This is a genomic window from Frankia sp. AiPs1 (genome assembly GCF_023716945.1).
Taxonomy (GTDB): Bacteria; Actinomycetota; Actinomycetes; order Frankiales; family Frankiaceae; genus Frankia.
The window spans coordinates 1-7,982 of sequence record NZ_JAMQQF010000262.1; the positions used below are offsets into that span (position 1 = coordinate 1).

Sequence of the window (7,982 nt, forward strand, 5' to 3'; positions counted from 1 at the left end):
GCCCGGCGCCCCGCACAAGCACGCGGGCGGCGCGCCGCGCGGCGAGCACCCGGCGGGGGCGGGCCGGATCGGTGGAACGGACCGACAACGCCGCGAGGTCGGGCGAGAGGCGGTCGAGGTCGGCCGCGAGCAGCGGCGTCGCGCCCGGGGCCGATGCCGCATCGTCGAGCAGGCCGGCCCGGCCAAGCAGGTCGAGCAGGTCGCGTGCGGCCTCGCCGCCGTCGCGGCGGAGCTGTTCCAGCGTGCGTCGGCCGTCGAGGGCGTCCAGCAGGTCCACGTGCGGTGGGCCGAGGTCGGTGACGAGGACGGCGCGGGCCGGGTCGAGGCCGAGTTGCAGGGTGGAGCTGTTGTGCCAGAGCCGACGAAGGCCAGGTTTGAGGATCGGGCGCATGGATCCCCCGCAGGTCCGCCGGCGGCCGAAGCCACCGGACGCAGATCAGGACTACCGGCCAGCCGGCCGGTTGATCCTCACCGTGTCATGCGGGTCCGACAGAACGCGAGGCCGTGCCGGCGGCTGTGGAGAGGCTGTGGACCACCCTGTGGATCGTGCGTGGTCCGAGCGCGCCCCGTGCCCACCGGCTCCGCGCCGGTCAGCGCCGGTCGGCATGGCGGGGCAGGGCTCGGTCGCCTCGCCGCGGGCTCAGCGGGTCGTCACGGTCAGCCCTGGGCGCCCGGCGTCGAGCCGCCGGGGGTGTCCGGCTTGTCCGTGGGGCCGCCGGGGGACTTCCCGCCGCCCTCGGCGGGCGGCGTGTCGCGCAGCTTCTCGATCTCGCCGATCGGATCGTCCAGGACGCTGGCCGACGCGCCGGTGACGAAACCATCCGGCGCGGCCAGGTCGGCGGCCGTGGGCAACAGGTCGGGATGCGCCCAGACCGCGTCGCGCCCCTCCCGCCCGCGGGCCTCGGCCAGCGCCGCCCACAGCGCGGCGGCCTCGCGCAGCTTGCGCGGGCGCAGGGAAAGCCCGACCAGGGTGGAGAAGGTCTGCTCACCGGGCCCACCCTCGGCGCGGCGGCGGCGGACCATCTCGCGCAGCCGGCCGGCGGCCGGCAGATGACCGGTGGCCGCGGCGTCGGTCACGTGGTCCACCCAGCCCTCGATGAGGGCGAGGATCAGCTCGAGGCGGGCCAGCGCCGCCTTCTGCTCGGGCGTGTTCGCGTCGTTGAACACGTCCTCGCCGAGTGCCTCGGACAGCCGCTCCGGGTTCATCAGGGCGGTCGGGTCGACCATCCGCATCACCCGGCCGACGGCCTCGGTGTCCACCGCGATGCCGCGGGCGTACTCCTCGACCGCGCCGAGCACGTGGGCGCGCAACCAGGGCACATGCGCGAACAGTCGGGTGGAGGCGGCCTCCCGCAGGGCGAGGTAGATGCGCACCTCGTCCTCGGGGATCTCCAGCCCGGATCCGAACGCGGCCACCCCCGCCGGGACCAGCGCGGCGGTTCCGGCCGGCCCGAGGGGCAGGCCGACCTCGGTCGACGAGACGACCTCCGCGGCCAGAGTGCCGATCGCCTGCCCCACCTGCGCGCCGAAGAGCATCCCGCCGACCTGGTTCATCATCCCCATGATCGGTCCACCGGCCCCCATCAGGGCGCCGAGATCGACCCCGGGTGGCAGGGCGTCGCGCAGCTCGCTGGGCAGCTCGATGCCGCCCCCGCCGAGCTGGCTCAGCCCGCTGGAGATCCCCGTGCGCATCGCCTCGACGACCTTGGCGGCGATCGGGTCGCACAGCGTCCGCCAGACCGGCAGCGTCTTCTCGATCCACTCGACCCGCGACCAGGCGCTGGCGATCGTCGCGCCGGCGGGCAGGGTCGTCATCGGGTCCAGCCAGACGTCGGCGATCCGCAGCGCCTCGGCGACCATGTGCTGCTGCCCCATGGGGACGCTCGACTCGCCGTCGCCCAGCGAGCGGACCGCCACCTGCCGGGCCAGCTCCCAGTTGACCGGACCGCCCTGCCAGGACAGCAGCCGCTCGAGCTCGGCGAAGAACGGCGCGCCGCCGCCGAAGGGGCCCCCGCCGCCGAAGGGAGACCGCGGCTCGTCGCCGCCGCCACCGGAGGACGCGAAGCCGAACGGGAAGTCGCCACTCATCGGACGTGGCCTGATCGGGGAGCGGGACGTCGCACGCGCGGTTGGGACATGAACCCACGGTAATGCGTTTTCTGCCCGCCGGGCGAAACGGAGGCCGGGACGGCCGGTTACGGTCGTAGACGTGGACTCGACGCGTTCTCCCGCATCCGTCCCACCGGCTGGTGCCTCGGCGCGCGAGACCGCCGGGGCGGGCGGGCCGACCCCGGCCCCGGGGGAGCCGGCCGCGGCCGGCGACCCCGATCTCGGGTCCGGTCTCGGCCCCGACGCCAGGCGCGGCACCGGGGCCGCGGCCCGCGTCGTGCTGGCGGACATTCGTGACACCCCGTTGTCGGTGGACGAGTGCATGGCCGCTGTCCTGCTCCCGGACGTGGGCGGGATTGCGCTGTTCGTGGGTACCGTCCGCGACCATGACTCCGGGCGGGCGGTGACGGACCTCGCTTACGAGGCGCATCCGCGGGCGGCCGCCGAGATCGAACGGGTGGCCGCCGAGGTGGCGGCCGGCGCGCCGGTGCGGGCGATCGCGGTGGCCCACCGCACGGGGCACCTACGGGTGGGCGAGACCGCGGTCGTGGTGGCCGTGGGGGCGGCCCACCGAGCGGAGGCATTTGCCGCCTGTCGTCGTCTGATCGATGACATCAAGGCGCAGGTTCCGATTTGGAAACACCAGATTTTTGAGGATGGCGCGGCTGAATGGGTAGGCGCCTGCTGAGCGGGGCACCTACGATAGAAATAAGTCATCTTCTTACTCGTCTCGACGTCGAGGCTCCCATGTGGTTCCTGTTGATCCCCCCTGTCGCCCTGCTCCTGACGGCCGTGTGGGTCGCCCTGCGCGGCCGGCCGGACCGCACCTCCGAAGCCATGATCACCATCGCGGGCTACCGGCGCAGCATGGCCGCGCTGGCCCGCCCGATACCCGCCCAGTCCGCCACGCGGACCGGTGCCGACCTCGACGAGTCCGGCTACCCCGAACCGCCTCCGGACGATGACCCGCTCCTGTCGAACAACCCGCTCCGCGTGAACGACTCGCTCTCGCCGAGCGACCTGGACGACCTGGCCGGCTTGGGCGACCTGGACGACCTGGGTGTCGCCACCGGTGCCCAGGTCTCGCCCTTCGCCGACACCGTGCCCATCGACGTGTCGTCGCTGCGGCACCGGGCCAAGGGGCGCCCGCCCGAGACATCCTGACGCCGAGTCGGACCTGGCGGCGTCCGGGGCGAAGGTCGCCTGCCCCGGACGCCGGCCCGACCGGGTGAGGGCCGGTACATAGACTGCGTTCATGGCCCGGCGCACCCAGTCTCTCGTGGTGGCGTCGGTACTGGCATTGGCGCTCCTGGTTGTGGGCCTGTGGATGCCGGTACCGTTCGTCACCCTGGCCCCCGGGCCGGTCACCGACACGCTCGGCGCCGTCGACGGAACCCGGCTGATCACGATCGAGGGGCACCGTACCTATCCGACCTCCGGTCGCCTCGAGCTGACCACGGTCGAGGAGACCCCGAAACTCAACCTGGTCAGCGCCCTGCAGGACTGGATCGACGACGACCGGGCCGTGGTCCCCACCGAGCTCATCCGGCCCCGTGGCTCCAGCCAGGAGCAGGTCCAGCAGGAGAACGCCCAGGCCATGGTGGACTCGCAGGACCAGGCCACGTCGGCCGCGCTCGCCCAGCTCGGCATCGCGGCGACGGGCCGGTCGGTCGCCGTCTACACCATCCCGGACGGGTCCCCCGCCACCGGCAGACTCGCGACCGGCGACGTCATCACCCAGGTCGACGGGGTCGCCGTGACGACCCAGGACCAGCTGCGCGCCCAGGTCGGCAAGGTCCGTCCCGGGACAGTCGTCACCATCGCCTACAAGCGGGGCGGCAAGCCGGCCACCGTCACCATCACCACCCGCCCGGCAACCGACGACGCGTCTCGGGCCATGATCGGCGTCACCACGACCGAGAAGCGGACCTACCCGTTCACCGTCCGGATCCGGCTGTCGGACGTCGGCGGGCCGAGCGCCGGCCTGATGTTCGCGATGGGCATCGTGGACCTGCTCACGCCCGGGCCACTCACCGGGGGAAAGACCATCGCCGGCACCGGGACGATCACGGCGGCCGGCGAGGTCGGGCCGATCGGCGGCATCCAGCAGAAGATTCTCGGTGCGAAGGCGTCCGGGGCGTCGATCTTCCTCGTGCCGGCGGCGAACTGCGCCGACGCCCTGTCGGTGGACTCCGGCCGCGCTCCCCGCCTGGTGAAGGTCGACACCCTCGCCGGCGCCCTGAAGGCGGTCGACGCGGTGCGTACGAACCCGGCGGCGAGCGTGCCGTCCTGCTGAGCGGTCCGCCCGTCTGCGCCAGCAGTGCGGTTCGTGCTGGCAGTGCGGTTCGTGCTGGCAGCGGGGTGCGCCCTGGCAGTGCGGTTCGTGCTGGCAGTGGGGTCCGGGCCGGCCGGGTGGGGCGTGCGGACGGCCCCCGAGGCACGCGGGTCGCCGGCCGGCCCACCCGGCGGTCGAGGTCACTGGAAAGTCGCGAGCAGCCCGTCGACGAGGTTGTCGGCCAGGTCGGGATCGACGACGAGCTCGTCGTCCCCACGTACCCGCAGGCAGGAGGCGTGCAGCCCGCTGCGGGTCACCCCGACGGCGAGCCGGACGTCCTGGCGCTCCGGATGGTTCGCGGCCCAGTACTCGATCTCGTGGTCGGAGTACGGGGCCTCCTCCTCCGCGCTCGGCGGCAGGACGACGAGCTCGGTCACCAGCACGCAGCCCAGCACCTCAGGGGGCCACCCGATCCCGGCGAGCACCTCGTCGAGCCGGCCCACCGGCAACGGCTCCTGCTCGACCGGGGTCAGGGAACCAGGCGGTGAATCCCCGATGTGGGGGGCCAGCGCGGGTTCCCGCGCCAGCAGGTCAGCGGTGTCGGCGAGTGCGTAGACCTGGCTGGGCTGGTCCCAGCCGGAATCAGCGACGTGCCGCTCGACCTCGAGTACGACGGAGGTCAACTCAGTGATGTTCGGGCTGCTCACCAACCCATCCTCTCCGATCTCCCCTGAGTGCCTGGCGTAGGTTGCCGTACTGGGGCGGCTGGCGCCCCTCGCGTCGGCACCGCCCGGCTGGTGGGCCCGGAAACCCCGGACCCACCCTTGTCGATGAACACCCGACCGTCCTGACCGCACGGAGGAACTGTGGCAACGACCAGTCGCCGCCCGGTGCTGACCCGCGCCAAGGTGATCGTCCCGGTGGTGCTGGCCGTCGCCCTCGTGATCGCGTTCTTCGCCATCTTCACGCGGCTCTACACGGACCTGCTGTTCTACCGCTCGGTCGATTTCAGCAAGGTCTTCACGACCGTCATCTACACCCGGATCCTGTTGTTCCTCATCTTCGGCGCGGTGATGGCCGTCGTCATCGGGACCAACATCGTACTTGGTTATCGGTTTCGCCCGCAGTTGCGTCCGCTCTCCACCGAACAGCAGAACCTCGAACGCTACCGGTCGGCGATCGAGCCGTACATGAAGCTGGTCCTCTTCGCCATCGCGGCGGTGTTCGGTCTGGCCGCGGGGCTCTCGGCATCCGGGCGGTGGCGGACCTGGCTGTTGTGGGTGAACGGCGAGTCGTTCGGGACCAGGGACGCCCAGTTCCACCGGGACATCAGCTACTACGCGTTCACGTACCCGTTCCAGCGCTTCCTGCTCGGCTTCCTGCTGACCGCCGTGCTGCTGTCGTTGCTGGTCACCGTGCTGACCCACTACCTGTTCGGCGGCATCCGGCTGCAGACGCCCGGCGAGCGGGTGACGCCCGCCGCCAAGGCCCACATCTCCGTGCTGCTCGGACTGCTCGCGCTGCTCAAGGCCTGGGCCTACTACCTCGACCGGTTCGGCTCGGTGTTCTCCTCGCGCGGGGTCGCCACCGGCGCGTCCTACACCGACGTCCACGCCGTGCTGCCCGCGAAGCTGATCCTGCTGTTCATCTCGCTGGCCTGCGCAGTGCTGTTCATCTACAACATCTTCCAGCGCGGCTGGACCCTGCCGCTGCTCGGCGCGGGGATCCTCGTGCTGTCGTCGGTGGTCATCGGCGGCATCTATCCGGCGTTCATCCAGCAGTTCCAGGTGCGGCCGAACGAGGCGACCCGCGAGCAGCCGTACATCGAGCGCAACATCGCGGCGACCCGAGCGGCCTACGGCATCCAGAACGTCAAGCCGCAGCCGTACGAGGCTCGGACCGACGTCACCGCCCAGCAGGTCGCCGCGGACACCGGCACGGTGCCCAACACCCGCCTGCTCGATCCGAGCAAGCTGTCGCGGACCTTCCAGCAGCTCCAGCAGATCCGCGGCTACTACACGTTCCCGAAGACCCTCGACGTGGACCGGTACACCGTGACCGGCGCCGACAAGAAGAAGACCACCCGCGACTACGTCGTCTCCGTGCGGGAGCTCAACCAGGCCGGGCTCGGCGCCGACCAGCGCAACTGGATCAACGAGCACCTCACCTACACCCACGGCAAGGGCTTCGTCGCCGCCCCGTCGAACACCGTCGACGAGGGGCAGCCCGCCTTCAAGCAGGGCGAGCGGAACCTCCCGCAGGAGGGTGACTTCGGCGTCAAGGAGGACCGGGTCTACTTCGGCGAGCTGTCGCCGAACTACTCCGTCGTCGGCACCCGCCAGGTGGAGATCGACGGCCCCGGCCCCGGGGTCGACACCCAGGCCACGACGACCTATACCGGCGACGGGGGGGTCTCGATCGGCTCGACCTTCCGGCAGGCCCTGTTCGCGCTGCGCTTCGGCGAGAAGAACCTGCTGCTCTCCGGTGACATCACCAAGAGTTCGCGCATCCTGTACGAGCGCAACCCGCGGGACCGGGTCAGCAAGGCGGCGCCGTGGCTCACCCTCGACGGCGACCCGTACCCCGCGGTCGTCGACGGCCGCATCACCTGGGTTCTGGACGGTTACACCACGTCCGACGGCTACCCGTACTCCGCCCGGCGGACCCTGGGGAACGTGACCGCCGACTCGGTGACCGCGCAGAGCGGCAACCGCGCCCGGCAGGCCTCCAACCAGGTCAACTACATCCGCAACTCGGTGAAGGCGACTGTCGACGCCTACAACGGCACCGTCACCCTGTACGCCTGGGACGAGTCCGACCCGGTGCTGCGGACGTGGATGAAGGCCTTCCCGGACACGGTGAAGCCGAAGAAGGACATCTCGCCGTCGCTGATGGAGCACCTGCGCTACCCCGAGGACCTGTTCAAGGTCCAGCGTGACCTCATCGGCCAGTACCACGTGTCCGACCCGCGGGACTTCTACTCGCAGGAGGACTTCTGGCAGGTGTCGGACTCCCCTGACGGCAGCGGGCAGCCGCAGCCTCCGTTCTACGTCTACAGCCAGCTACCCGGGCGCTCCGGCCCGTCGTACAACCTGACGTCACCGCTGATCTCGGCCCGGTCGTCGAAGCTCGCGGCCTACATGGCGGTCTCCAGCGACCCGTCCAACTACGGGCAGTTCACCCTGCTCAAACTCCCGCCCGGGGGCACGATCAACGGCCCCGTGCAGGTCCAGAACGCGATCGAGGCCAACGGCGACGTCGCGAACAAGCTGACTCTGTGGCGCGGAGCGGGCTCGCAGACGATCGAGGGAAACCTGCTGACCCTGCCGGTCGCGGGCGGGCTGCTCTACGTCGAGCCCTACTACGTCCAAGCCCGCGGCGGCTCGGGTTATCCCACCCTGCAGGGCATCGCCACCGCCTTCGGGGAGCGCATCGGCTTCGGCGCCTCCCTGGGGGAGGCGCTCGACAAGGTCTTCGGCTCCGGAGCCGGGGCCGCCGCGGCCGGTGCCGGCACCCGAGCCACCACCGCCACCCGCCGTGGCGGCGGCGATCCTGTTACATATAAACATCTTAAGCATCCGACGATCCAAACAATTTG

The 7,982-nt window shown here is 71.3% G+C and carries 6 protein-coding genes and 1 pseudogene; 4 read left to right on the top strand and 3 right to left on the bottom strand.

The genetic code is table 11. From position 1 onward, the window contains the following. Positions 1-391 (bottom strand): annotated as a pseudogene (locus tag ND748_RS19970) (thiamine biosynthesis protein ThiF); the annotation flags it as partial. 266 nt (positions 392-657) lie between these two features. Continuing rightward, complete coding sequence (locus ND748_RS19975; protein WP_251747525.1) at positions 658-2,088, bottom strand: zinc-dependent metalloprotease; 1,431 nt, start codon at positions 2,086-2,088, stop codon at positions 658-660. A 343-nt stretch (positions 2,089-2,431) separates the two neighbouring features. Between ND748_RS19975 and ND748_RS19980 the strand changes: the two genes are divergently transcribed. From ND748_RS19980 to ND748_RS19990, 3 genes are all read left to right on the top strand, one after another. Next, positions 2,432-2,797: a molybdenum cofactor biosynthesis protein MoaE gene (locus ND748_RS19980; RefSeq protein ID WP_374215985.1), complete on the top strand. Its 366-nt coding sequence runs from the start codon at positions 2,432-2,434 to the stop codon at positions 2,795-2,797. A gap of 59 nt (positions 2,798-2,856) precedes the next feature. Beyond that, positions 2,857-3,273 carry a hypothetical protein gene (locus ND748_RS19985; RefSeq protein WP_251747527.1) on the top strand — a complete coding sequence of 139 codons (417 nt, stop codon included), beginning with the start codon at positions 2,857-2,859 and terminating at the stop codon, positions 3,271-3,273. A 91-nt stretch (positions 3,274-3,364) separates the two neighbouring features. After that, a complete protein-coding gene (locus tag ND748_RS19990; protein WP_251747528.1) occupies positions 3,365-4,405 on the top strand; it encodes a PDZ domain-containing protein in 1,041 nt (346 codons plus the stop codon). A 179-nt stretch (positions 4,406-4,584) separates the two neighbouring features. On the opposite strand, the gene ND748_RS19995 is transcribed toward ND748_RS19990, so the two are convergent. After that, positions 4,585-5,091, bottom strand: a complete 507-nt coding sequence (locus ND748_RS19995) for a PPA1309 family protein (protein WP_041939808.1) — start codon at positions 5,089-5,091, stop codon at positions 4,585-4,587. A 159-nt stretch (positions 5,092-5,250) separates the two neighbouring features. On the opposite strand from ND748_RS19995, the gene ND748_RS20000 reads away from it, so the two are divergent. Further along, positions 5,251-7,982 (top strand): UPF0182 family protein (locus ND748_RS20000; RefSeq protein WP_251747529.1); only part of this gene is annotated, 2,732 nt, incomplete at its 3' end.